23 protein-coding genes are annotated in these 23531 nt (G+C 67.1%); 4 read left to right on the top strand and 19 right to left on the bottom strand.

From position 1 onward, the window contains the following. Positions 1-38: 38 nt before the first annotated feature. Positions 39-1262 (top strand): FAD/NAD(P)-binding oxidoreductase, encoded by a 1224-nt coding sequence (locus tag AB0L82_RS28130; RefSeq protein WP_364642663.1) that lies wholly within the window; start codon positions 39-41, stop codon positions 1260-1262. A gap of 75 nt (positions 1263-1337) precedes the next feature. Here AB0L82_RS28130 and AB0L82_RS28135 read toward each other — a convergent pair whose 3' ends face one another. Beyond that, positions 1338-1685, bottom strand: coding sequence for a DUF1330 domain-containing protein (locus AB0L82_RS28135; protein WP_364642666.1), 348 nt, complete (start codon positions 1683-1685; stop codon positions 1338-1340). A 153-nt stretch (positions 1686-1838) separates the two neighbouring features. Here AB0L82_RS28135 and AB0L82_RS28140 point away from each other — a divergent pair, with 153 nt between their 5' ends. Beyond that, positions 1839-2621 (top strand): aspartate/glutamate racemase family protein, encoded by a 783-nt coding sequence (locus tag AB0L82_RS28140; protein WP_364642668.1) that lies wholly within the window; start codon positions 1839-1841, stop codon positions 2619-2621. Positions 2622-2661: 40 nt separating this feature from the next. After that, on the top strand, positions 2662-2886 hold the full coding sequence (locus tag AB0L82_RS28145; RefSeq protein WP_364642671.1) for a hypothetical protein: 225 nt from the start codon (positions 2662-2664) through the stop codon (positions 2884-2886). Here the strand turns inward: AB0L82_RS28145 and AB0L82_RS28150 are convergent. From AB0L82_RS28150 to hppD, 8 genes are all read right to left on the bottom strand, one after another. After that, a complete protein-coding gene (locus tag AB0L82_RS28150) occupies positions 2856-3611 on the bottom strand; it encodes a carbon-nitrogen hydrolase family protein (protein WP_364642674.1) in 756 nt (251 codons plus the stop codon). The two genes, AB0L82_RS28145 and AB0L82_RS28150, sit on opposite strands and share 31 nt — an antisense overlap. A 76-nt stretch (positions 3612-3687) precedes the next feature. Next, entirely contained in the window at positions 3688-4878 is a 1191-nt protein-coding gene (gene tuf / locus AB0L82_RS28155; RefSeq protein ID WP_364642677.1) for an elongation factor Tu, read from the bottom strand. 85 nt (positions 4879-4963) lie between these two features. Continuing rightward, a complete protein-coding gene (gene fusA, locus AB0L82_RS28160; protein WP_364642680.1) occupies positions 4964-7069 on the bottom strand; it encodes an elongation factor G in 2106 nt (701 codons plus the stop codon). A 185-nt stretch (positions 7070-7254) separates the two neighbouring features. After that, complete coding sequence (rpsG, locus tag AB0L82_RS28165) at positions 7255-7725, bottom strand: 30S ribosomal protein S7 (RefSeq protein ID WP_364642683.1); 471 nt, start codon at positions 7723-7725, stop codon at positions 7255-7257. A 1-nt stretch (position 7726) separates the two neighbouring features. Continuing rightward, positions 7727-8101, bottom strand: a complete 375-nt coding sequence (gene rpsL, locus AB0L82_RS28170; protein WP_019049359.1) for a 30S ribosomal protein S12 — start codon at positions 8099-8101, stop codon at positions 7727-7729. Between the two features lie 279 nt (positions 8102-8380). Next, entirely contained in the window at positions 8381-8938 is a 558-nt protein-coding gene (locus tag AB0L82_RS28175; protein WP_364642686.1) for a DUF3558 domain-containing protein, read from the bottom strand. 14 nt (positions 8939-8952) lie between these two features. Then, complete coding sequence (locus tag AB0L82_RS28180) at positions 8953-9486, bottom strand: DUF3558 domain-containing protein (protein ID WP_364642690.1); 534 nt, start codon at positions 9484-9486, stop codon at positions 8953-8955. A 38-nt stretch (positions 9487-9524) separates the two neighbouring features. Then, positions 9525-10721, bottom strand: coding sequence for a 4-hydroxyphenylpyruvate dioxygenase (gene hppD, locus AB0L82_RS28185; RefSeq protein WP_364642693.1), 1197 nt, complete (start codon positions 10719-10721; stop codon positions 9525-9527). A 139-nt stretch (positions 10722-10860) separates the two neighbouring features. Here hppD and AB0L82_RS28190 point away from each other — a divergent pair, with 139 nt between their 5' ends. After that, positions 10861-11379, top strand: coding sequence for an Lrp/AsnC ligand binding domain-containing protein (locus AB0L82_RS28190; protein WP_364642696.1), 519 nt, complete (start codon positions 10861-10863; stop codon positions 11377-11379). A 47-nt stretch (positions 11380-11426) separates the two neighbouring features. Here the strand turns inward: AB0L82_RS28190 and AB0L82_RS28195 are convergent, their stop codons facing one another. The 10 genes from AB0L82_RS28195 to AB0L82_RS28240 all read right to left on the bottom strand — a co-directional run bounded on the left by AB0L82_RS28195 (position 11427) and on the right by AB0L82_RS28240 (position 23446). Then, positions 11427-12071, bottom strand: a complete 645-nt coding sequence (locus AB0L82_RS28195; RefSeq protein WP_364642699.1) for a GntR family transcriptional regulator — start codon at positions 12069-12071, stop codon at positions 11427-11429. 27 nt (positions 12072-12098) lie between these two features. Further along, positions 12099-13082 carry a 2-oxoglutarate and iron-dependent oxygenase domain-containing protein gene (locus AB0L82_RS28200; RefSeq protein WP_364642702.1) on the bottom strand — a complete coding sequence of 328 codons (984 nt, stop codon included), beginning with the start codon at positions 13080-13082 and terminating at the stop codon, positions 12099-12101. Between the two features lie 29 nt (positions 13083-13111). Next, complete coding sequence (locus AB0L82_RS28205; RefSeq protein WP_364642705.1) at positions 13112-14275, bottom strand: nitrate ABC transporter substrate-binding protein; 1164 nt, start codon at positions 14273-14275, stop codon at positions 13112-13114. 49 nt (positions 14276-14324) lie between these two features. Continuing rightward, positions 14325-15134 carry an ABC transporter permease gene (locus AB0L82_RS28210; RefSeq protein ID WP_364642989.1) on the bottom strand — a complete coding sequence of 270 codons (810 nt, stop codon included), beginning with the start codon at positions 15132-15134 and terminating at the stop codon, positions 14325-14327. Positions 15135-15160: 26 nt separating this feature from the next. After that, entirely contained in the window at positions 15161-15892 is a 732-nt protein-coding gene (locus tag AB0L82_RS28215) for an ABC transporter ATP-binding protein (protein WP_364642991.1), read from the bottom strand. 208 nt (positions 15893-16100) lie between these two features. Further along, on the bottom strand, positions 16101-17474 hold the full coding sequence (locus AB0L82_RS28220) for an amidohydrolase family protein (protein WP_364642708.1): 1374 nt from the start codon (positions 17472-17474) through the stop codon (positions 16101-16103). Between the two features lie 198 nt (positions 17475-17672). Further along, positions 17673-18785 carry a winged helix DNA-binding domain-containing protein gene (locus tag AB0L82_RS28225; protein ID WP_364642711.1) on the bottom strand — a complete coding sequence of 371 codons (1113 nt, stop codon included), beginning with the start codon at positions 18783-18785 and terminating at the stop codon, positions 17673-17675. Positions 18786-18825: 40 nt separating this feature from the next. Continuing rightward, positions 18826-19800 (bottom strand): NADPH:quinone oxidoreductase family protein, encoded by a 975-nt coding sequence (locus AB0L82_RS28230; protein WP_364642714.1) that lies wholly within the window; start codon positions 19798-19800, stop codon positions 18826-18828. 95 nt (positions 19801-19895) lie between these two features. Next, positions 19896-21704 (bottom strand): serine/threonine-protein kinase, encoded by a 1809-nt coding sequence (locus AB0L82_RS28235; RefSeq protein WP_364642717.1) that lies wholly within the window; start codon positions 21702-21704, stop codon positions 19896-19898. A gap of 86 nt (positions 21705-21790) precedes the next feature. Further along, the gene (locus AB0L82_RS28240) at positions 21791-23446 is read right to left on the bottom strand and encodes a protein kinase (protein ID WP_364642720.1); all 1656 of its coding nucleotides are present in this window, start codon (positions 23444-23446) and stop codon (positions 21791-21793) included. Positions 23447-23531 lie beyond the last annotated feature (85 nt).

Genomic DNA, 23531 nt, shown 5'->3' on the forward strand with positions numbered 1-23531 from the left:
AGCGTCAAGGCCCCTCCGGAACCGATATGGTGAGCACCATGTCGCAATCGGTAGAACACGTTCTAATTGTCGGGGCCGGGCTGGCCGGACTACGAACCGCCGAAGAGTTGCGACGCGCAGGTTACGACGGGGAACTGACCCTGCTCGGCGACGAACCGCACGCACCCTACGACCGGCCCCCGCTGTCCAAACAGTTCGTCCGCGGCGAAATCGACGACACCGCCCTGCGGCCCGCCGAATTCTTCACCGAAAACCGCATCGACCTGCGCCTCGGAGTCACCGCCACCGGCGTGGACACCACCGCCCGGCGGGTACGGCTCGGCGACGGCGACACCATCGGCTACGACCAGCTCGTCATCGCCACCGGACTGCGGCCCCGGCGCATTCCCAGCTTCCCCGACGCGGCCGGCGTGCACGTACTGCGCACCCATGACGACGCCACCGGACTCCGCGAACAGCTGGCGGACGCGCGGAACGCGGTCGTCGTCGGCGCGGGATTCATCGGCTGCGAACTCACCGCGAGCTTCCGGGCGCGCGGAGTGAACGTGACGCTGGTGGAACCGCAGGCCACTCCCCTGGCCGCCGCGCTCGGCACCGAGATCGGCGAACTGGTGGCGCGCATGCACCGCGAAGAAGGCGTCGATGTGCGCTGCGGCGTCGGCGTCGACGCGCTGATCACCACCGAATCCGCTGCGGGCCAGGATGATTCGCGAGAGACCGTGACAGGTGTGCGACTCGGCGACGGCAGCGTCGTGGACGCCGATCTCGTCGTCATCGGCGTCGGCTCGGTACCCGTCACCGAATGGCTCACCGACTCCGGCATCCCACTGGCCGCACCCGCCGAGGGCGGCGGCGTGCTCACCGACGAGAACGGGCACACCGGCGTCGACGGCGTCTGGGCGGTCGGCGATGTGGCGGCCTGGCGCGGCGCGCACCAAGCCGGGCGCAACCGGCGCGTCGAACACTGGACCAACGCGGGCGAACAGGCACAGCTGCTGGCCGCCGCGCTGCTGGGCACCGAACCGCCCGCCGCCGTGCGGGTTCCGTACGTGTGGAGCGATCAGTACGACGTCAAGATCCAGGTGCTCGGCACCCCCGCGCTCGCCGACGAGGTGCGGATCGTGGAGGACAAGGGACGCAAATTCCTGGCCCATATGTTCCGCGACGGCACCCTCGTGGCGGTCGTGGGGGCGGGCATGACCGGCAAGGTCATGAAAATGCGCGGACAACTCGCCGCCGCGCGCCAAACCCCGGTCGGCTGAGACCGATTCGACCGCCCGGCGCTCCCGTCATTCCGGCGCGCTTTCGCCTACCGGACTGACCGGGACCGCACCCGGTCAGCGCTGTTGAGCCCGGGCGCGCAGCTTGGCGGCGCGCTCGCTCGGGTCGTAGTCCGGGCCGACGCCCTCGATCAACAAAAGGTCACCGTCGATGTGATCCGACCGCAGATGCAAGATCTCTTGATACGCGGGCGAGCGGTACCAGGCCCGCGCCCGCTCCATGGTCGGGAACTCCAGCAGCACCATGCTGCCCGGCCACTCCCCCTCCACCACCTCCACCGGCTCACCGTGAATGACGAACCGGCCGCCGAACGGATCCAGGGTGTCCTGAATGCGTTCCAGATACTCCAGAATCTCCGGATGCGGTCGCCGAACCCGCAGATGCGCGAACCCATACGCGGACATGAGGCACTCCTTCGCTCGAACCGGCCGCCAATCCACGGCGACCGCCTCGAACGCTAGAACCGCCCCGCGCCGAACCCAATTACCTCGCAGGTAAAGCCGCAATCCGGACCCGCGGTTCGCGAGGGACCGGAGCCCTTCACTACCGTGGCAGGTGTGATCGTCGCGCTCATCGATTCCGGACTCGGGATGCTGCCCACAGGGGCGTGGTTGCGCAAGCTGCGGCCCGATATCGATCTACTGCTGCAAATGGACCCCGACGGCGCGCCCTGGGGACCCAAACCCGAGCCGTGGGTGATCGACCGCGTGCTCGAAACCGCCCGCGCCTCCCTGCGCGAAGGCGCGGAAGTCATTGTGGTGCCCTGCAATACGGCCAGCGTCACCGCACTGGAACCGCTGCGCGCCGAAGTCGGGCCCGGCGTACCGGTCATCGGCACCGTCCCGGCCATCAAACCCGCCGCCGCGGCCTGCCGGAAAGTGGCCGTCTGGGCGACCGCCGCCACCACCGCCAGCGCCTACCAGGCCGACCTCATCGCCCGGTTCGCGGGCGAGGCCGAGGTCACCGGGGTCGCCTGCCACGGACTGGCCGACGCCATCGACCGCGGCGATCTGCCCGCCGTCACCGCGGCCATCACCAGCGCCGCCGCACGCACCCCCGCCGACACCGAGGGCATCGTACTGGGCTGCACACACTATCCCCTGGTCATCGACGCCATCCTGGCCGCACTGCCGCCGGGCATCCGGGTCTTCGACAGCGCCGAAGCCGTTGCGGCCCAAACCCTGCGGCGCATGGACGCGCTCGGCCGCCCCACCGCGGGCACCGCCGTCACCCGGGTGCTCACCAGCAACCGCCCCGGCGTCATGCCCGCCGCCGCGGCGGCCTTCGACTCCGGCCGCCTGCTCGGCGCCCAACGACTCGGTTCGGTACCCACCGCCTGAATCGGCGTTTGCCCTGCTCGGATTCGGGCAGGTCTGCACTATGAGTACAGCAGGACGCGAGGAAGAACGCCCGGCCGTCCCCGAGCCGGAGGTCACCGACGAGAATCGAGCGGAGGCGGCCCGCATGTCCGAAACCTACGCGGACAACCGGCCGATGACGGTACTGCCGGGCACCGGCGGCATGATCTCCGGAACGGCGATATCGGACTGGGTCGACGATAACGGCGACCCCATCTACGGCCGGGACGAACCCGCCGCGGACTGACTCCCCAGCGTCGCGACCACCAGATCCGCGCCCGGATCCGCACGCGCGAACAGCACGCCGTCCGGCGACCAGATACCGCTGCCACCGGTGGTGCGATTACCCTCGAACTCGCCCGTGTACGCGGAAAGAACTGTCCAGCAATTGTTTTCGACAGCTCGCGCACTCATGTGACCGTCCCGGCGGATTTCCTTGCCGGACAGGTAGAGCGCGCCCGCCAGATAGATCTCCGCACCCGCGGCCACCACTCCCGCCGCGTGTTCGGGGTAATTCACATCCGCGCAGATGGCCAGGCCGAGACGGTGGCCGTCGACCTCCAGCACCGTGAAATCTGTTCCGGGAGTGAATATTTCGGCTTCGATGCCGTGTAGATGCCGTTTGGCGTAGGTGGCGCTGAGCGCGCCACGATCATCGAATACCAAGGCGGACAGGGTATATCCGTTCTCGACCGCGAGTATTCCGCCGACGATGGCGTACACGCCATACCGCGCGCACGCCGCGCGCAGTGGCTCCAATCGCGAATCATCCTCGCGCACAGCGAGTTCCGGAAGCCGGGTGGCGATCGATTCCAGCTCATAGCCGGTCAGCGACAACTCGGTGAACAGCACCACCCGCGCGCCCGCCGCCGCGGCTGCGGCCAGCACGGCCGCGTGCGCGGCCACGTTCTGCTCGATATCGATGGGAACGCAGGGGATCTGAGCAGCGGCGAGAGTCAGCGGAGAGCGCACCGGGAAAGTCTTTCAGACAGCGAAAAGGGCCGCTCCCCAAGGGGAACGGCCCTTCTCAGCGATTCAGGAAACTAAATCACTTGACGATCTTGGTGACGCGACCGGCACCGACGGTGCGGCCACCCTCACGGATCGCGAAACGCAGGCCCTCGTCCATGGCGACCGGCTGGATCAGCTTGACGCTCATCTCGGTGTTGTCGCCGGGCATGACCATCTCGGTGCCCTCGGGGAGGGTAACGACGCCGGTCACGTCCGTGGTACGGAAGTAGAACTGCGGGCGGTAGTTGTTGAAGAACGGGGTGTGGCGGCCGCCCTCGTCCTTCGACAGGATGTACGCCTGGCCCTCGAACTCGGTGTGCGGGGTGGTGGTGCCCGGCTTCACGACGACCTGGCCGCGCTCGACATCTTCACGCTTGATGCCACGAACCAGCAGACCGACGTTGTCGCCCGCCTGGCCGTTGTCGAGCAGCTTGCGGAACATCTCGATGCCGGTGATCGTGGTCTTCGTGGTCTTCTCACGAATGCCGACGATCTCGACTTCCTCGTTCACGTTGATGATGCCACGCTCGATACGACCGGTGACGACGGTGCCACGACCGGTGATCGTGAAGACGTCCTCGATCGGCATCAGGAACGGCTTGTCGGTCTCACGGACCGGGTCCGGGATCGACTCGTCGACGGCGTTCATCAGCTCGACGATGGACTCGGCCCACTTCGCGTCGCCCTCGAGCGCCTTCAGACCGGAGACGCGCACGACCGGCGCATCCTCGTCGAATTCCTGAGCGGCCAGCAGTTCGCGGACCTCCATCTCGACGAGCTCGAGGATTTCCTCGTCGTCGACCATGTCCGACTTGTTCAGCGCGACCAGGATGTAGGGCACGCCGACCTGACGGGCGAGCAGCACGTGCTCGCGAGTCTGCGGCATCGGGCCGTCGGTGGCGGCCACGACCAGGATCGCGCCGTCCATCTGCGCGGCACCGGTGATCATGTTCTTGATGTAGTCGGCGTGGCCGGGGGCGTCTACGTGGGCGTAGTGGCGCTTCTCGGTCTGGTACTCGACGTGGGAGATGTTGATCGTGATACCACGAGCCTTCTCCTCCGGCGCCTTGTCGATCTGGTCGAACGCGAACGCCGCGTTCAGGTCCGGGTACTTGTCAGCCAGCACCTTGGTGATCGCCGCGGTCAGCGTGGTCTTGCCGTGGTCGACGTGACCAATGGTGCCGATGTTGACGTGGGGCTTCGTCCGCTCGAACTTCGCCTTCGCCACTGTGGTCCTCCTGGACTAGTTAGTGCGTGCTTTTTTTGCAGCAGTGCAGGTTTGAATAACTGGGGGTCGATCAGGAAACCGGAGGCTATTCGCCGGTCGCCTTGGCGATGATCTCCTTCGACACATTGGCCGGAACCTCTGCGTACGAATTGAACACCATGGAGAAGTTGGCCCGGCCCTGGGTCTTGGACCGCAGGTCACCGATGTAGCCGAACATCTCCGAAAGCGGAACCAGCGCCTTGACGACACGGGCACCACTGCGCTCCTCCATGGCCTGGATCTGGCCACGGCGAGAGTTCAGGTCGCCGATCACTTCGCCCATGTAATCCTCGGGCGTGATGACCTCGACCGCCATCAGCGGCTCGAGGATCACCGGACCGGCCTTGCGGGCCGCTTCCTTGAGGGCCGCGGAACCGGCGATCTTGAACGCCATTTCCGAGGAGTCGACCTCGTGGTAGGCGCCATCGAGCAGCGACGCGCTCACGTTCACCAGCGGGAAGCCCGCCAGCACGCCGTACTGCATGGCGTCCTGGATGCCGGCGTCCACCGAAGGGATGTACTCGCGCGGAACGCGACCACCCGTGACCTTGTTCTGGAACTCGTAGGTCGCGCCGTCCTCGGCATCGACCAGCGGGGCCAGAGCGATGATCACGCGGGCGAACTGGCCCGAGCCACCGGTCTGCTTCTTGTGGGTGTACTCGTGCTTCTCGACCGTCTTGGTGATGGTCTCGCGGTACGCGACCTGCGGCTTACCGATGTTCGCCTCGACCTTGAACTCGCGCTTCATGCGGTCCACGTAGATGTCGAGCTGGAGCTCGCCCATACCACCGATGATGGTCTGGCCGGTCTCCTGATCCAGCTTCACATTGAAGGTGGGGTCCTCTTCGGCGAACTTCTGGATCGCGCCGCCGAGCTTCTCCTGATCGGCCTTGGTCTTCGGCTCGATCGCGACCTGGATAACCGGGTCCGGGAAGGTCATGGACTCCAGCACGATCTGATTCTGCGGATCGCACAGGGTGTCACCGGTGGTGGTGTCCTTGAGGCCGATGACCGCGTAGATGTGGCCGGCGACGCCCTCGGGAACCGGGTTCTCCTTGTTGGAGTGCATCTGGAACAGCTTGCCCAGACGCTCCTTCTTGCCCTTGGTCGCGTTGATGACCTGGGCACCGGAGTCGACCCGGCCGGAGTACACGCGCACGTAGGTCAGCTTGCCGAAGAACGGGTGCGTGGCGATCTTGAACGCCAGCGCCGCGAACGGCTCGTCGACGGACGGCTTCCGGGTGAGGACTTCGTCTTCCTTGCCCGGCACGTGGCCCTGCACGGACTCGACGTCCAGCGGGGTCGGCAGGTAGTCGACGACGGCGTCGAGCATGGGCTGAACGCCCTTGTTCTTGAACGCCGAACCACACAGCACCGGGTACAGCTCGGAGGCCACGGTCATCTTGCGGATGGCGCCCTTGACCTCTTCGATCGAGAGCTCTTCGCCACCGAAGAACTTCTCCAGCAGCGCCTCGTCCGACTCGGCGACGGTCTCGAGCAGCTCCTGGCGGTACTGCTCGGCGCGCTCCTTGAGGTCGGCCGGGATCTCGACGACCTCGTAGGCCTCACCGAGCTTGGTGTCGCCGCGCCACACCTTGGCGTTGTTCTCGACCAGGTCGACGATGCCCTCGAAGGTATCCTCGGCGCCGATCGGGAGCTGGATCACCAGCGGGCGCGCGCCCAGGCGGTCCTTGATGGTCTGCACGGTGAAGTAGAAATCGGCACCGAGCTTGTCCATCTTGTTGACGAAGCAGATGCGCGGCACGTCGTACTTGTCGGCCTGACGCCACACCTGCTCGGACTGCGGCTCGACGCCCTCTTTACCGTCGAAGACGGCGACGGCGCCGTCGAGGACGCGGAGCGAACGCTCCACCTCGACGGTGAAGTCGACGTGCCCGGGGGTGTCGATGATGTTGATCTGGTTGTTGTTCCAGTAACAGGTCGTCGCGGCCGACGTAATCGTGATGCCGCGTTCCTGCTCCTGCGCCATCCAGTCCATGGTGGCGGCGCCATCGTGAACTTCACCGATCTTGTACGTGATGCCGGTGTAGAAGAGGATGCGTTCGGTCGTGGTCGTCTTACCCGCATCGATGTGGGCCATGATGCCGATGTTGCGGACCTTGTTCAGGTCTGTGAGCACTTCCTGTGCCACGGAAATCTTCCCCGCTCGTAGCTAGTTGGGAACTTCGGGAACGACCCTGGCTTCTCCAGCGGTCATCACTGTGTCAACGCCCGGCGCAGCAGGTGAGTGCCCTGTGAACAGGTGACTCGACCGCGGCGCCGGACTGTGACTCGACTCCCGGCCCATCCCCGCAAGGGGACGGGCCGGGCGTCCAATCACCAGCGGTAGTGCGCGAACGCCCGGTTGGACTCGGCCATCTTGTGGGTGTCCTCGCGACGCTTCACCGAAGCGCCCAGACCATTGCTGGCATCCAGCAGTTCGTTGGCCAGACGCTCGACCATGGTCTTCTCACGACGTGCGCGCGAGTAGTTGACCAGCCAGCGCAGCGCCAGGGTGTTCGCGCGGCCCGGACGGACCTCGATCGGCACCTGGTAGGTGGCGCCACCGACGCGGCGGGGCTTCACCTCGAGGGCGGGCTTGACGTTGTCCAGCGCGCGCTTGAGGGTGACGACCGGATCGGTGCCGGTCTTCTCGCGCGCCTGCTCGAGGGCGCCGTAGACGATGCGCTCGGCGGTGGACTTCTTGCCGTCCAGCAGGATCTTGTTGACCAGCTGAGTGACCAGCGGGGACCCGTAGACCGGGTCGTTGATCAGCGGACGCTTGGGTGCGGGGCCCTTGCGTGGCATATCAGCTCTTCTCCTTCTTGGCGCCGTAACGGCTGCGAGCCTGCTTGCGGTTCTTCACACCCTGGGTGTCGAGCGAACCGCGGATGATCTTGTAGCGCACACCCGGGAGGTCCTTCACACGACCGCCGCGAACGAGCACCATCGAGTGCTCCTGCAGGTTGTGGCCTTCGCCGGGGATGTACGCCGTGACCTCGACCGCGCTGGTCAGGCGAACACGCGCGACCTTACGCAGCGCGGAGTTCGGCTTCTTCGGGGTCGTGGTGTACACGCGGGTGCACACGCCACGACGCTGCGGGCTCCCCTTCAGGGCCGCTGTCTTGGTCTTGGAGACCTTGTCGCGACGACCCTTGCGGACCAGCTGGTTGATGGTTGGCATAGACCGGCTTTCCTTATTAGTAACCAGGTGTCTGGAACTTCATGTCTTGGTCATTCGAGCTTTCCGCCCAGTTCCCACGGCATTTCCTTGCCACGAGGTCGGGCGTGTCATGCGCAGCGCGTTTCCCGGAATCCGGGCACGCTGGAACGGTCAGCCGCTCTCGCTGGCCTACGTACTGCGCACAAACCTGCCCGAATGCTTCCGGGCACAGCGGTCCACGATACCCGCACGCTTTCAAGGGGGCAAAAAGGGGTCCCCACACCGGGGCTGGTAAAGGGGCTAACGGGCGAGATTGAGAGTCAACTCCACCAGCTTGCGGGCCGCTTCGCACGGATCGCCGTGACTGGAACCGGCCCGATAGTTCACCCACCAGCCGACGATCCCGGTGTCGGCCGCGGGCGCGCTGACACCGCAGGAATCCGGGTCATTGGGGCGATGGGTCTCCAGTGAGCGACGACCCTGCACGGTTATGTCATTGGTCACATATCCGAGCCGGTCGTTATTGGACTTCTCGTTCGCGAGCGAACCCTCCTCGTACCAGCTGAGGGTCACCATGCCGCTACCCGCCGTGCCGCCGGACAGATCCCACATGCAGACCGCGCCGTTGAAGGACGGGTTGGCATAGGTGCCCTCGCCGACGGTCTTGGCGATGTCGTCATTGGAGACGACCTCGCATTCGCGCAGCAGCTTGTCGAAATTGGTGTTGATCTTGCCGCCGCCGGTGCTCGTGGTCCCGCCCGCGGGCAGCGCGGTGCCGGGCACGGTTTTGCCGCAACCGGCGACCACGGTGGTCAGGGCCAGCACCGCGAGCAGCGCCGCGCCCCGGGTTCGCCGCATGCCCGTACTCCCCCTCATCCGAGCCGCTGCACGGTCAGTTCGGCCATCTTGTGGGTGCGGTCGCACGGATTGCCCAGATTGCCCGCACCGAAGACGCCGTAGGACATGGACCATTCGAAGAAGTCGTCATCGAGTTGGACCGCGAGGTCGCAGACGCTGCCGCGCGGGTCCAGGGCCTGGAAGCCCTTCTTACCGCCGACGTCGATGGTCTGCGGATTGCGGCCGACGCTGGCCACCCAGGCCTTCTCGCGGTCGATGGGGCTGCCGCGGTAGGAGGCGAAGGTGACGCTCGCCGAGGTCATTCCGGCGGCCTGCCAATTGCAGCCGACCGCGTTCTTGAAGACCGAGGACACGGTGCCCAAACCGCCGATATCGCGTACTTCGTCGTCGGTGAGGTGGCCACATTCGCCCACGAACGGCCCCAGCGTCGCCACCTTCGGAGGTGGTCGCAAAGGCCCGCTGGGAGTGTCCGAATCGCCGCTTCCCCCGCACGCCGACAGCAGTAGCGCGAGGCTCAGCCCCGTGACGATGGCCGACGTCATCCGCATGGCCTGAACTCTACTGGGTTCGGCCCCGGGCGCTCGGCTCAGAGGTTTCCGCGGGCCTCCTGTTCGCGTTCGATGGCTTGGAAGAGGGCCTTGAAATTGCCCTTGCCGAAGCCGAGGGAGCCGTGCCGTTCGATGAGTTCGAAGAAGACGGTGGGGCGGTCGGTGATGGGCTTGCAGAAGATCTGCAGCAGGTAGCCGTCCTCGTCGCGGTCGACCAGGATGCCGCGGCTCTGCAATTCCTCGACGGGCGCGCGGACGTGGCCGATGCGCGAACGGAGTTCGGCGTCTTCGTAATAGGTGTCGGGGGTGTCCAGGAATTCGACGCCTTCGCGGCGCAGGGTGTCGACGGCGGTGAGGATGTCACCGGTGGCGAGCGCGATGTGCTGGACGCCGGGGCCGCGATAGAACTCCAGGTATTCGTCGATCTGGGAACGCTTGCGGCTCACGGCCGGTTCGTTGAGCGGGAATTTGACGCGGTGATTGCCATTGGCGACCACCTTGCTCATGAGCGCGGAGTATTCGGTGGCGATATCGTCCCCGACGAATTCGGCCATGTTCTCGAATCCCATGACGCGGCGGTAGAACTCGACCCATTCGTCCATGCGCCCGAGTTCCACATTGCCGACCACGTGATCGATGGCCTGGAAGACGCGCTTCGGTGCGCCCGGGCGGGGTTCGAAATTCGAACGGCGCGCGATGAAACCGGGGAGATAGGGGCCGTCGTAGCGGGAGCGGTCGATGAGGGTGTGCCGGGTGTCGCCGTAGGTGGCGATGGCGGCGGAGCGAACGGTGCCGAATTCGTCGGTGTCGTCATGCGGTTCGATCAGGACGGTCGCGCCCTGTTCGCGGGCCCGGGCGATGCAGCGGTCCACATCGGGGACCTCGAGGGCGATATCGGTGACGCCGTCGCCGTGCCGGTCGTGGTGGGCGATGAGCGGGCTGTCCGGGTCTACCGCGCCGCGCACCACGAAACGTGCTCCGCCGCTTCGTAATACGAAGGCCTTGTGGTCGCGGTTTCCGGTTTCGGGGCCGGAGTAGGCCTCCAGGCGCATACCGAAGGCGGATTCCAGGAAGTGCGCGGTCTGGGTGGCGTTGCCGACCGTCCAGACCAGCGCGTCCCAGCCGATGACGGGGAATGGGTCGGCGGCCGCGTCGTGATCGATCAGCCCGACCAGTTGGCGGAGATCATCGGACTCTGTCTCGGCGAGCCGCTGTGCAGCAACCTCGATGCTCATGTGTTCAGCAAATCGTCACGGGGGTCAGCTGAGCAATATCGGCGAGTTCGAGTAGACACCCTGGCGGATTACGCCACCATCTCGGGCCTCGTGCTGGACAATTTGAATACCTCGACACCCCTGAAGCGGAGGTCCCGCCATGGCACGCACTCCGGCCAAGCTGGACGAATTGGACCTGGCCATTCTGACCGCCATGCACGAGTACCAGAAGGCTGGGATTCTCGAGCTGTCCCGGCGCACCCGGGTGGCGCGCGCGACGGTGCAATCACGCATCGCGCGCATGGAGGAGGCGGGTGTGATCGCCTCCTATGATCCCCAGATCGATGTCACCGCAGCGGGTTTCGATGTGCAGGCGTTCGTGACGCTGGAGATCGCGCAGGGCGCGCTGGAGGCGGTGGCGGCGGATCTGGAGGCCATCCCCGGTGTGCTGGAGGCGTACGCCACCACCGGGTCCAGCGATGTGCTGTGCCGGATCGGCGCGGATTCGCATGCCGGTTTGCAGAGCGTGCTGTTGAGCATCGATCGCAGCACGTCCATTTCGCGGTCGCACAGTGTGATCGTGCTGTCGACGGTGGTCACCCAGCGCACGCTGCCGCTGTTGCGCACGCTGGCGCCGTCCGGATCGAGTAAGGCTCCGGCGTACCGCAATTCGCACTAGCTAGGTGTGGATCCCGGCCAAGAGCATGCCGGGATGACGGGGGACGCTCAGAGCCGGGTCATTCGGGTTATCAGGCCGCAGACGTGGGCTTCGGCGGCGGTACGGGCTTCGCGGGGGTCGCCGGATTCGAGGGCTTCGAGGATGCGGCGGTGTTCGCGCAGGGCGGTGCGGCGGTTGCGGGGGTGTGTCCACAGGTCGCCGCGGTAGAGATGGGCCTGGGCTTCGAGGCGGGCGAGTTCGTCGGCGAGCGTGCGGTTTCCGGAGCGGTCGCGGATGAAGGTGTGGAATTCCAGGTCCAGGGTGGCGTCGCGGGCGGGGTCGGCGTTATCGCGGAGGTTGGCCTCCTGTCCGGTGAGCATGGTGCTGAGTTTGCCGAGATCGAATTCGGTGACGCGGGTGGCCGCGCCCGCCGCCGCGAGACCGTCCAGCACCGCGCGCACCTCGAGGACATCGCGGATCTGTCCGTCGTCGACGACCGCGACCCGAGCGCCCGCGTGCGGGACGTTCACGGCCAGACCCTCGTAGATGAGTTGTTGAACGGCTTCGCGCACCGGGCTGCGGCTCACCCCGAGACGGGCGGACAGGGCGAGCACGCTCAGCGGTGCGCCCGGTTCCAGTTCCCCGGACAGGACGAGCTGGCGCAGCTGCCGGTGTACCGAGGGGCCGAGTAGCTCGCTGTCCGGTTCGGTCATGGCCGTCCTTCCTGATTCGGTACGAAATTACCCTTGCGGCCGGTAGTTGGCGCGCACCCGCTCGGCGAGGAAGTCGGCGGCGGTGACGGGCGGGTAGACGCCCTGCGGGCCTTGGATTATGGCGTCGCGGTCGGCCTGGGCGAAGTAGGCGATGCTGTAGCGCTCGCCCTGGTATTCGTCCGCGCCGGGACTGCGCACCCGGTGGAAGTTCGACGGCAGCAGGTCATCGCTCCAGCGGGTGAGCATGTCACCGATATTGCAGGTGATGAGCGCCGAGGACGGGGTGATGGAGGTCCACTGCTGCGCGTCCATCTCCTTGCCGGGGCAGACCTGCAGGCCACCCTGCCCGTCGCGCTGGAAAAGCAGTGTGAGGCAGTCGAAGTCGGTGTGTGCGCCCGCCCGCCAGCGGCCGGGGACATCACGCAGCTCGGGCGGGACGGCGAAGTAGTGCAGCAGCCGCAGCGTGGATTGGTAGTGCTCGGAGCCGGGATCGTGTGCGGCGGTGAAGTGTTCGCGGGGCAGGCCGAGCCGGTCGGCGAAGCAGGAGAGCACTCGCATGGCGACCTGCCAGCACTGGTTCTCGAAATCCAGTATGGCAGCGGTGAATCCGGCCAGTTCGGCTTCGCTGGGCCAGCGCCCGGTCATATGCGGCCGGGTGATCTGGTACGACTCCTTCTGATCGGGGACGCCGATGGAGGGCCGCACCTGGCTCAGGCTCTCCCATCCGGCGTTATCGGCTTTGACCAGGGGGTACTGGGCTTTCACCGATTCGGGAAGTTCGAAAAAGCCCGCGGTGAGCGCGAATACGGCGTCGATCTGTTCCTGCGGGATGCCGTGTCCGGAGAGCTGGAAGAAGCCGATCTCGGTGGCGGCGGTCCACAGCTGTTCGGTGATCTCGGCGCGGCGGTCCTCGAAATCGGTGAGGTCGATGACGGCGATCGCCCGGGCGGCTTCCGCGCCGAGCCCGCCCATCTGCTTCTCGCGGGCGATTTCTGCGGTGTCGTTGCTCATGGGATTCCTTGTCCGGTAGCGGGTTTCGGTCAGCTCGCGGTGACGGTGGTGTCGAGGAACTCTTTATCGACCAGATCGCGGGCGGTGAGTCCGGCGGGGACCGTCGAGCCGCCCTTGCGCAGGATGGGCGCGAATTGGTCGATGAGGCGCTGTACCCGGGCTTCGTCGAAGCTGCCGAGCACACCGTCGGTGTCATTGCCGATGAGGCCGTTGTCGATCAGGGCCTTGGAGCCGAAGGCGGCCTGGCCCGCGCTGTACGGGGTGAAGTTGGCGCTCTTGGCGACCACGTCGACGACCAGATCATTGACGTGGGACGGGTCGGCGCGGAATTGCGCTGTGGCCCTTTGGATCATGGGCACCAGCTTCTGCAGGCAGGGGCGCAGCTCGTTCAGCTTGTCCTTGCGGACGTTGACCGTGCGGGCGTAGCCCTCATAGCCGGTATCGCGCAGCAGCTGATAGGCGATCGGCTTGTTCCACGCCTGCACCTCGTGCTCGTACACGTACGGTTCGGAGTTGGCGAAACCCTGCTGGGCGATGCGGGGATCGGCGACGAAGCGGGAGGGGCCGTTGTCGAAGGAGTTGTCGATCTGATCGGCGCGCAACAGGCCGCGCGAGACCAGCCAGTCGGGATACAGCTGGCCCTGGGAAACCACCACGGGCACACCGGCTTTGCCCATATCGGCGATGCCGTGCCAGTCCGGATGGGTTTTGGGATCCCACATCAGCATTTGCGGGCTGCCGCGCAGCAGGGTGGTGACCGCGACGATGGGTTGTTTGTCCGCGGCGGCGATGGCGTGCTCGGAATGGCTCAGGCCCAGTGTGATCGAGGAGTCCACGTACATCTGCGAGGGCACGGTCTGGAAGCCGATGGCCGGTCCGCCGGCGCGGATCTCCAGTTTGACGCCGGTGTCCTTACCGTCCACGACCAGCGGTCCGACCACCTTGTTGTTATCGGAATCGACGCGGTAGCCCGGTCCGAGCAGGCCGAAGATGGGGCCGGAATCGGTTTCGGGTTCCCATTGCAACTGCACCACCACGGTGGCGGGGCAGGCCCCGGCGAGTTGTTGTTCGGCGGGCGCGGCGGGGAGTTGCACCGCCGCCGAGTCCTCATCGGAGCTGGAACAGGCTGCGGCGGTGATGATTACGGCGGCGGCGAGGGCGGTGGTGCCGAGTCGGCGCAGGGAGTTGTGCATGAGTTCTCCACAGGCTGTTGATAGAGGAGATGAAGGGGGCGAGGGCGATTCAGCGACCGGAGGCGTGCCAGCGGCCGACGGTCAGCCGCTGGATGGCGGTGAACAGGGCGAATACCGCGACACCGAAGAGTGCGGCCAGCAGCAGCGCGGCGAGCAGATCCTCCGATTGCAGCCGGGCGCGATAGGTGTCGAGCAGGGTGCCGATACCGGGTTTGCCCTTGGCGAAGAACATGTCGCCGATCACCGCGCCGGTCACGGCGAGCCCGGCGGCGGTGCGCAGACTGGTCATGATGGACGGCAGGGCGGCCGGGAGTTCCAGGGATATCAAGCGGCGCAATCGATTCGCTCGCCCGAGCGTGAAGAGTTCGCGCAGATTGCCGTCGACGGATTGGATGCCGAACAGGGTCATGGCGATGATCGGGTGCACCGCGATCAGTACGCAGACCATGGTGCGGGCGGTCAGGCCGTACCCGAACCAGAGGCCGATCAGCGGGACCACGGCGAGCACCGGGATGGCTTGCAGCACAACCGCGTACGGATACACCACGCGTTCGACCGCTTTCGCCTGGCTCATCAGCACGCCGACGGCGATGCCGATCAGGGCGGCGAAGAACAGGCCGGTGACCGCCACCCGCGCGGTCACCGCGAGGGCGCGCAGCATCGCCTCCAGTTTCGCGGGGTCCGAGAGGGATTCGCGGAACACCTGATGCGGCGGCGGCAGCAGGAATCGGCGCTCGGGGGCCAGTAGCACCAGCGAGACGGTGTACCAGGCGGCCAGTGCCAAACCGGTACAGACCAGCGGCACAACGGTTTTGCGCAGCAGGTGATACGGGATACGCCAGGCGGGAGCCGAGCGCATCGGGGCGGAGACGGCCAGTCCTACCATCACGAAGCCTCTTTCAGGGAATGCGAGACCCGGGCCACCAGTTCGGTGAAGGCGGGCTCGAAGCGCAGCTCACGGTCGCGCGGATACGGCAGATCGATATCGAGGATCTGGTGGATGCGGCCGGGGCGGGCCGACATGACCACCACCCTGCTGGCCAGGAAGACCGCCTCGGAGACCGAATGGGTGATGAACAGGGCGGTGAAGGCGTTGTCGCGGTACAGGCGCAGCAATTCCTCCTGCATGCCCAGGCGGGTGATCTCGTCGAGTGCGCCGAACGGTTCGTCGAGCAGCATGAGTTCGGGTTCCAGGGTGAGCGCGCGGGCCAGCGAGACGCGCATGCGCATACCGCCGGAGAGCTGACCGGGGAGTTTGCCCGCGAAATCGGCGAGTCCGACGGCGGCGAGGGCGCGAGTGGCGCGTTCACGCCGGGCCGTGCGGTCGATACCGCGCAGTTCGGCGCTGAGTTCGACATTGCGCAGTACTTTGCGCCAGGGCAGCAGGGTGGCTTCCTGGAAGATGAAGCCGACCGAATCGGTCTGCACCGCAACGGTTCCCGAGGTCGGCGATTCCAGGCCCGCGGCCAGTCGCAGCAGCGTGGACTTACCGCATCCGGAAGGGCCGACGACGGCGACGAATTCACCGCGCCGGACTTCCAGGTCGATATCGGTCAGTGCGACGACCGCGCCGGAACCTTTGTCCGCGAAGCGTTTACCGATGCCCGCGAACGAGATCTCCGGGGAGTCCGGGGTATTCGCCGTCGGGGTACGCGGACGGGTTGCGGCCGGGCTGGGCACCGTGTCGTGCAGGACCACCGCGCTCACCTTCTCTCTCGGATCGAGTACCTCGCACTGCCGGGCATTGCGTGCACCGTGTGCGTGAGAACAGTCTTATCGAGTTGAATTACATGCAATCGTGCGACTGTTTCCAGTTGATTAACTGTCATTGCATGTGACTGAGCATCCGTACGAGCTCCCGTTCGTCCACCCGGGTGCTGCGGCCGTCGCGGATCACCGGCTCACCGTCCACCCACACCGTGTCGACCACGCGGGGTGAGCCGGTGGTGAGCAGCGTCGCGCCGGGTTCACGGACCGGCAGGCAGGCGAAATCGCGGTCGAAGCGCAGCAGGGTGAGGTCCGCGCGGTCGCCTACGGCCAGGCCGGAATGCGTTGCGGGAGAACCCAGTGCGCGGGCCGCGCCCCGGGTGGCCAGGCGCATCATGTCGTGGAAACCGAGCAGATCGGCGCGCTGATGCGCGGCGCGCTGCAGGTACGCGCCCATGCGCAGCGCCAGCAGCATGTCCTGGGTGTCATTGGAGGCCGCGCCGTCCACGCCCAGGCCGACATCGATTCCAGCGGAAAGCATTTCGGGGATCGGTGCGACACCGCTGCCGAGCCGCATATTGCTCAGCGGGTTGTAGGACACCGCGACTCCGCGTTCGGCGAACACCGCGCGCCCGCGCTCATCGAGCTTGCAGCAGTGCACGGCGAGCGTGCGCGGGCCGAGCAGGCCGCCCGCGTCCAGGTACTCGACCGCCGAACAGGCTGCATGCAGTCGGCACATATCCTCGTCGGTGCTGGTTTCCAGCAGGTGGATGGACAGGGTTTTGCCGGTGCGGCCGGCGTAATCGCGCACGGCGGCCATGCCCTCCGGGGTGAGGCAGCGCGGATTCGGCACGGCCAGCGCGGTGCCGATGCGCGACCCCGCCAGCTCCTTGTCCAGCTCGTCGATGTGCGCGAACACCTCCGAAAGCGGTTGCACCAGGCGGGGATCCATCCCCCATTTGCGCGTCGGGTCCGCGCGATCCGCGAGGCCGCGGCCGAAGACCACCCGAATACCGAGCTCATCCAGCGCCCGCAGCGCGGCCGCGTGCACCTGCTCCGACGAATTCGGCCACATATGCTCGACCACGGTCGTCACCCCGCTGCGCAGCAGCTCCAGACCACCCGCGAGCGCCGCGATATACGTCTGCTCCGGTGTGGCCGCCACCGTGAATTCGCCCACGCAGTGCAACCATTCGAGCAGCGGCAGCCCCTCCCCCGCCCCGCGCAGCACGGACTGCTGAAGATGGGTGTGCGTATTCACGAACCCGGGAATCAGATGGCCACCGCGCCCGTCGACGCCACGCGGCACCGAGCCACCCGGCCCGGGCGCGAATGCCTCGGGAGAGATGGACGCACCCGCCGGACCGATAGCGGTGATCAGACCGTCCTCGACGACCACGTCCCGCCCCGAAACCCATTGCGGGCCGGATTCGGTCGCGGCATAGACGGTGACATCAGAGATGACGGTGGACAGGGCTGCGCTGGGCACCATGCGGCATTCCTCCGGGAAATGCGGCTGGTTCGCCCGCCCGGTCGGAGCGGTGCACATGCGTCCGTTTCAGCCATGAACGCCGTGAATCGAGCCTATCGAGCATGTATTGCATGCCGGTTAACCCTGGATGCCACCCACGAAACCTGAATTGCATCCAACCGAGCCCGCGCGACGGGACACCCTTCCGGGGTGGCGCGGTCAAGGTTTGAGATCTGCGCCCGGGGCGAGGATTTCGACGGAGGGGGTGCGGTCGGGTTCGACGAAGGACAGCAATGCGTGGGCTTCGGCTTCGATGTCGGCGTGTTCGGGGCGGGTCAGGGTGCGGGTGGGGCTGATGCGGAGGCGGGCGGTGTCGCCGGTGGGGAAGGTCTTGTAGAGGGCGGAGAGGTGGCCGTCGACCAGGATGGCGGAGACCTGGGAGGCGAAGGCGCGCAATGGCGGTGCCGCGCCGTCGGGGATGATGCGGGTGCGGTCCTGGTGGGAGAGCAGCGCGTTGTCGTACCAGCCGAGCAGGCGGACGGGCGCGGGCAGGTCCGGGTCGGCGAGTTCGGCGTCGGCGGCGTCGTAGAGGGTGCGGCCGCGATCGTCGGTGTAGGTGCGGACGCGGTCGCCGAGTTTCGCGACGGCGGTCTTCAGGCCGGTGAGCCGGGACCAGGTCTGCATGTCCATGGTGGTCGCGGGGCCGAAGGCGCGCAGGTAGCGGAGCAGCAGTTCCTCGACCGGATAGCCGGGGTCCAGGGGTGCGCCCAGCCAGGGTTCCACGCGCGACCAGACCGGGCGGCTGCTGTCCTTCCAGCGGCCGCGCGGCGGGGTTTGCAGGACGGGGAGTTGGTACAGCCAGGTTTGCAAGACCGCCCCGGGATCGCGGTCCGGGTACAGCGCCGCGGCCTGGGCGCGCATATCGGCGGCGCTCATGGGTTCGTCGCCGAGCACCTTCTCGCCGTGTGCGCGCACCTCGTCCGGGTCGAGGCCGACCATGGCCCCATAGTTGAATCCCTTACGGAACGGCACCTTTTCGAGCTCGGGCTGGATATGCGGTGCGATGCGCAACGCGTCCGGCGGTGTGACGAGGTGAATGGTGCCGCGCATCAACGTGATTCGCACCAGTGACCGGTCGTCCAGCGCCGCCGACACCACCGCGGGATCGAAATCGACTGTGCGACTCCATAATGCGATGAACGGAGGCAGCATGTCCTGCGCCTGCAGGCCGATCAGGTGGTCGCACAGCTGCGGCGCGGTGAGCGTGGATCGCTCCAGCAGGTGCTGGCGCGCCAGCAGTGTGCGATTCAGAACCCGGTTGGTGAGCTTCACAATTCACGCACGCTACGGGAGTCCGGTGGTCCGCGGGTGCTCAGCGCAGGGTGACGACGACCTTGCCGGTGGCGGTGCGCTTATCGAGCGCGGAAACCGCCTCGGCGGTGTGCGCCAGGCTGTACAGCACCGGTTCGGGGGGCGCGATATCGCCGTTGGCGAGCAGCGGCGCGACCTCGGCCCACTGCTCCTGCAGATATCCGGGATGCGACATCACCCATTCGCCCCAGGCCGCGCCGATCACCTCGACGTTCTTGAGCAGCAGGCGATTCACCTTCACGGTGGGGATATCGCCCGCGGTGAAGCCGACCACCAGCACCCGGCCCGCCGAGGCCAGCGAGCGAATGCTGTCGGTGAAGCGGTCGCCGCCGACGGGATCGAGCACGATATCCACACCGCGCCCGCCGGTGAGTTCCTTGACCGCGGCCAGCCAGCCGTCGGTGAGCACCACATCGGTGGCCCCGTTGGCGCGCGCGACCTCCGCCTTCTCCTCGGTGCTGACCACCGCGATCACCCGGCCCGCGCCGAGCGCCTTGGCCATGCGCAGCGTGGAGGTGCCGATTCCGCCGGCCGCGCCGTGCACCAGCACGGTTTCGCCGGGGGCCAGGCGGCCGCGCTTGGTGAGGCAGAAGTGCACGGTCAGATCGTTGAACAGCACGCCCGCGCCGGCCTCCAGGGAGACGTTGTCGGGCAGTGTGAACACCATTTCGGCGGGTGTGACGGCGAGTTCGGCGGCGGCGTTGCCGAGCAGGGTCAGCGCGACCACGCGATCCCCGGCCACCACGTGCGAGCCCTCGGGGGCTTCGCGCACGATGCCCGCGACCTCACAGCCGACGATGTACGGCAGCTGCGGCTTCATTTGGTACTGGCCGCGCGTCATGAGCACGTCCGGGAAGGCGATGCCGGCGGCGTGCACCTCGATGACCACGCCGCCGGGATAGGCGGCGGGCTCGGGCATATCGAGCACCTCGATGCTCTCCGGGCCTTCCAGCTTGCTCACCACGGCTGCGCGCATGCCAACACTCCGATCAATCCACCTTTGGATACTCCGCCGAACGTAACCCATGGACCTGCGGCGTGTCACCGTCGGCGTGCCGGAGATTGCTTCGCTCAGCGATGCGAGTATTCGATCATCGTCTCGTTCGCCAGCACATTTCCGCCCTTCACGATGGTCAGGGTGGCCGCGGTGAGTCGATATTGGGTGCCGTCGCCGGGATTGGTCGCGGTGAATCCGCCGCTGCCGTCGGGGACCGGATCGTCGAGTTCGATGCCCGCGCCGTCGCTGATGCGATAGCCCTTGTAGTAGTAGCGGCCGACGCCGGTGCGGCACACCAGCACCCGGGAGGCGGCGGTGCGGCCGATGGCGTAGGCCGGGTTATCGGCATCGCAGCGCGGGCTGCCCGCGAAACCCTGTGCGTCCGTGCCGGATACCGCTCCGATGAACGGCGACAGCGCGGGGCTCGGCGTGGTGACCGGGGTGGTGGGCCGCGATATCGCCCCGGAGCTGGCGGTGCCCGCATTGGTCGCGGTGAGCATGGTGGGCGGCGCGATCGACGTTCCGCCTCCGCCCGTAGCGGTGCCGCCATTGTCTTTGCCGGACAACAGCAACCAGCCCAGCACCCCGCCGAGCACCAGCACCATGCCGACCAGCGCACCGACCACCACCGGCATACTGCTGCGCGGCCGGGGCGGCAAAGGCAATGGGGCCGAGGGATGTTCGCCTGGCAGCCCGGTCGGCACGCCGTACCGCGTCGGCTGCGACGCCTGATAGTCGACCGGACCGGACGGATGCCCGCCATACCCGAGCGTGCCGCCGCCCTGACCGGCGAACCCCAGCGACCCCTGATCGGGGTAGCCGACCGGACCGGAACCCGGATCGGCGAAACCCCGCGGGCCGGAACCCTGGCCGGACCAGCCCTGCGCCGAACCCGGGCCGGGATAACCACCGGAACCCGGATCGGCGAAGCCGAGGGGACCGGATCGCTGATCGGAGCTGCGGTTCGGCTGCGAAGGGTGCGCGGAGCCCGGGTAGGGGTTGGGCGGAACGACCACGGTCGCCGGGGCGGAAGCGCGGGTGATCTGGTTCTCGGCGTGCAGGACCGCGGTGCGGGCGGCGCGGGCGAGTTGTCCGGCGGTGGCGTAGCGGTGGGCCGGGTTCTTCGCCATCGCGGTCGCGATGACCTGGTCGAATCCGGCGGGTATGCCGGGGCGGGCGCTGGGGCGCGGCGGCGGGGTCATCATATGCGCGCGGATGGTGGCCAGATTGCTGTCGGTCTTGAAAGGTATTTCGCCGGTGAGGCTTTCGTACAGCACACAGCCGAGCGCGTAGATATCCGCGCTCGCCGAGACCGCGGCGCTCTGCTCGAACCGTTCGGGGGCCATATACGCGAACGATCCGATGGCGCTGCCCATACTCGTCAGCTGCACATCCGATTCCGCGTGCGCGATACCGAAGTCCACCAGGTACGCGAACAATTCGCCGGTGAGCAGAATGTTCGCGGGTTTGATATCGCGGTGCACCAGGCCGATCTGATGCGCAGCGTCCAGTGCGGCGGCGATCTGCTCCACCACGGTGACCGCGGACTGCGGCGGCAGCGGTCCCTGCTCGGACAGGTGGGCCTTGAGATCGCGGCCGCGCACCAGGCGCATATCGATGAACAGGACACCGTCCACCTCACCCCAGTCGTGCACCGGAATGACATGCGGTTCCTGCAGGCGAGCGGCGGTGTGGGATTCGCGGCGGAAACGCTCCACGTAGGTGGGCGATTTCGCCAGTTCCACATCCAGCAGTTTGAGGGCGACCGTGCGATCGCGGACGGTGTCGTAGGCCTCGTAGACCTCGCCCATCCCCCCGACGCCGAGCAGGCGTCGCAATTCGTATTGTCCGAACCGAGCTCCGGCCCTGTCTCCTGCGGCCACGGGCGCAGCCTCCCCTGTCTGTTTCCAGCCCCAGGAAAAGGCTACGGCGCGCGAGCCCCGGTGTCATGACCCTGAAGGAACCGGGTTCAGCGATGCGCGTATTCGATCATCTGCTCGTTCGCGAGCTGAGTGCCGTCCTTGTCGATGGACAGCGCGGACGCGGACAGGTGATATCGGGTGTTGTCGGCGGTGTTGACCGCGGTGAACCCGCCGGACCCGTCCGGCGTCGGATCGTCGATCTCCTTGACCGCGCTGTCGCTGATCCGGAAACCCTTGTAGTAGTAGCGACCCGCGCTGGTCCGGCAGATGAGCACCCGGGAGGCGGCGGTGCGGCCGATGGCGTACGCCGGATCGTAGGCATTGCAGCGCGGCTCATCGATGAAACCCTGTGCGTCCGTGGCGGATACGGTTCCGCTGAAGGGCGCGAGGGTGCGGGTGGCGGGTCCGGTGGTGCCGGTCGCGGTGGTCCCGCCCCCGCCGCCGCTACCGTGCACCAGCAGCCAGGCGAGCACACCACCGGTCATCAGCACCCCCACCAGCAGTGCCCCGATGAGAATCGGCCGCGAGCCACGGTCCCGCGGCGACGAGGGCAACGGCGCGGACGGGTGCTCACGCGGCCTAGTCGGGTTCGGCGACTGAACCTGCGGCGGCACGGATGGATACGCGCGCTGCGCATCCAGGCGTGGCGGCTGAACCGCTGCCGGTACGAGCGGTCGCTCCACCGGGCCGGAAGCCCGCTGCCCGGATCCCGGGACGGGATGCTGAGGCCCCGGCCGCGGACGTCCCTGCGGAAGCGCCTGGGGGACAGCGGATTCCGGTGGCGTGGTGATTTGCGGCCGGGTTTCGGGGAGGGGCTGCTCGTCGCCGGGGCGCACCGGCGCGAACTCGGCGAGGGCGGCGCGCGCCGCGCGGGCCAGGTCTCCGGCCGTGGCGTACCGGTCGGCCGCGTCTTTCGCCATACCGGTGGCGACCACCCGGTCGAAACTCGGCGGCACCCCCGGCCGCGCGCTGGGGCGCGGCGGCGGGGTGAGCATATGCGCGTGCACGGTGGCCAGATTGCTGTCCCGCGGGAAAGGCGGCCGCCCGGTGAGGCTTTGGTAGAGCACGCAGGCGAGCGCGTAGATATCGGTGCTCGCGGAGACCGTCGTGTGGTGTTCGAAACGTTCGGGCGCCATATACGCGAAGGAGCCGATCGCGCTGTTGGCACTGGTGAGCTGCACATCCGATTCCGCGTGCGCGATGCCGAAATCCACCAGGTACGCGAACAACTCGCCGGTGAGCAGAATGTTCGCGGGTTTGATATCGCGGTGCACCAGACCGCTCTCGTGTGCGGCGTCCAGGGCGGCGGCGACCTGTTCGATCACCTCGACGGCCTGATGCGGCCGCAGCGGTCCGTGCGCGGCGAGATGGTCGTGCAGATCCTGTCCGCGCACCAGGCGCATATCGATGAACAGCACGCCGTCCACCTCGCCCCAGTCGTGCACCGGAATGACATGCGGTTCCTGCAGGCGGGCGGCGGTGCGGGATTCGCGCCGGAAACGTTCCACATAGGTGGGTGATTTGGCCAACTGGGTATCGAGCAGTTTCAGCGCGACCGTGCGATCGCGAACGGTGTCGTGGGCCTCGTACACCTCGCCCATACCGCCGACGCCCAATAGTCGCCGCAATTCATATTGCCCGAATCGCGTTCCGGCCCTGTTCGTTGCGGCCACCCGTGTGCCCTCCCATGGTGCTGTCCTCAACGTGAAAAGGCTACGGGCCGGGCTTCCGGCTGTCATTCCCGGGCGCACGTCGGTCCCGGCTGATAGGAGTATCGGACGACTCGAC

Source organism: Nocardia sp. NPDC052001 (assembly GCF_040680615.1).
In the GTDB taxonomy this organism is placed as follows: Bacteria; Actinomycetota; Actinomycetes; order Mycobacteriales; family Mycobacteriaceae; genus Nocardia.